At 57.5% G+C, this 2,149-nt stretch carries 2 rRNA genes (1 of these 2 cut by a window edge); both read right to left on the reverse strand.

The window, feature by feature from the left end:
- A 23S ribosomal RNA gene (locus tag FHR94_RS19235) occupies positions 1 to 68 on the reverse strand; its annotated part reaches 2,757 nt to the left of the window's first position; the annotation flags it as partial.
- 112 nt (positions 69 to 180) lie between these two features.
- A 16S ribosomal RNA gene (locus FHR94_RS19245) occupies positions 181 to 1,718 on the reverse strand.
- Positions 1,719 to 2,149: the final 431 nt, after the last annotated feature.

Below are 2,149 nucleotides of genomic sequence, written 5' to 3' on the forward strand. Positions count from 1 at the left end.
CGAGAGAATGGTGGGTCTGGGCAGACTTGAACTGCCGACCTCACCCTTATCAGGGGTGCGCTCTAACCAACTGAGCTACAGACCCATTGGTCACGCTGGGTCCATACCCAAACAGTCTTTGCTCTGGCCGATCAGGTAATTCATTGTGGACACTTGCCGAGTGCCGGCGACGTCGTCGATTAAGGAGGTGATCCAGCCGCAGGTTCCCCTACGGCTACCTTGTTACGACTTCACCCCAGTCATGAACCACACCGTGGTGATCGCCCTCCGAAGTTAGGCTAACCACTTCTGGTGCAGTCCACTCCCATGGTGTGACGGGCGGTGTGTACAAGGCCCGGGAACGTATTCACCGTGACATTCTGATTCACGATTACTAGCGATTCCGACTTCACGGAGTCGAGTTGCAGACTCCGATCCGGACTGAGACCGGCTTTTCGGGATTGGCGCCACCTCGCGGCTTTGCAACCCTTTGTACCGGCCATTGTAGCACGTGTGTAGCCCTACCCGTAAGGGCCATGATGACTTGACGTCGTCCCCACCTTCCTCCGGTTTGTCACCGGCAGTCTCCCTAGAGTTCCCGACCGAATCGCTGGCAAATAGGGACAAGGGTTGCGCTCGTTACGGGACTTAACCCAACATTTCACAACACGAGCTGACGACAGCCATGCAGCACCTGTCTGTGCGCTCCCGAAGGCACACCGGAATCTCTTCCGGCTTCGCACGATGTCAAGGGTAGGTAAGGTTCTTCGCGTTGCATCGAATTAAACCACATGCTCCACCGCTTGTGCGGGCCCCCGTCAATTCATTTGAGTTTTAACCTTGCGGCCGTACTCCCCAGGCGGTCGACTTAGTGCGTTAACTGCGCCACAAAGGTCTCAAGGACCCCAACGGCTAGTCGACATCGTTTACGGCGTGGACTACCAGGGTATCTAATCCTGTTTGCTACCCACGCTTTCGCACCTCAGCGTCAGTGTCAGTCCAGAAGGCCGCCTTCGCCACTGGTATTCCTCCCGATCTCTACGCATTTCACCGCTACACCGGGAATTCTACCTTCCTCTCCTGCACTCTAGCCTGACAGTTCCGGATGCCATTCCCAGGTTGAGCCCGGGGCTTTCACAACCGGCTTATCACGCCGCCTACGCGCGCTTTACGCCCAGTAATTCCGATTAACGCTCGCACCCTCCGTATTACCGCGGCTGCTGGCACGGAGTTAGCCGGTGCTTCTTCTGTGAGTGATGTCTCCCCGGCCGGGTATTAACCGACCGGCGTTCTTCCTCACTGAAAGTGCTTTACAACCCGAAGGCCTTCTTCACACACGCGGCATGGCTGGATCAGGCTTGCGCCCATTGTCCAATATTCCCCACTGCTGCCTCCCGTAGGAGTTCGGGCCGTGTCTCAGTCCCGATGTGGCTGATCATCCTCTCAGACCAGCTACGGATCGTCGCCTTGGTGAGCCGTTACCTCACCAACCAGCTAATCCGACATAGGCTCATCCGATAGCGCAAGGCCCGAAGGTCCCCTGCTTTCTCCCGTAGGACGTATGCGGTATTAGCCTGGGTTTCCCCAGGTTATCCCCCACTACCGGGCAGATTCCTATGCATTACTCACCCGTCCGCCGCTCGACGCCTGGGTGCAAGCACCCATCGTTTCCGCTCGACTTGCATGTGTTAAGCCTGCCGCCAGCGTTCAATCTGAGCCATGATCAAACTCTTCAGTTGAAAGTCTGATGGTTCCTAAGGCGGAACCAAACCGGGCTCAAGGGTCAAACGTCTCTTGACGAGTCGCTTGCCTTGATATCTTGGTGACTGGTCACCGACATCTCGACAAGCGCCCACATGAATTACCTGATCGATTGTTAAAGAGCGGCTCCGGGCGCGTTACGGCGCGGAGCGTCTCGCCGTTGCCGTGCCGTCTGGCCCGGCGCCCTGCGAGGAAGGCGTATTCTACGTGATCGGCGCGGCGCGTCAAGCCCCTTGTCGACGGCTTCCGAGGAAGCGATCCGGGTGACCGAGCCGCCGCTTCGCAGCCTCCGATCGAGTGGCAAGCATTCTACCGAATCCGGCGCGCTTGTCAACCGAGAATTTCCGTAGCGTTTCGAAAAACCTCAAGCAGAACAAGCCCTTCTGCCACTCATCACCGCCTGCAACGT

Origin of the sequence: Halomonas cerina (assembly GCF_014192215.1) — a bacterium.
Taxonomy (GTDB): domain Bacteria; phylum Pseudomonadota; class Gammaproteobacteria; order Pseudomonadales; family Halomonadaceae; genus Halomonas; species Halomonas cerina.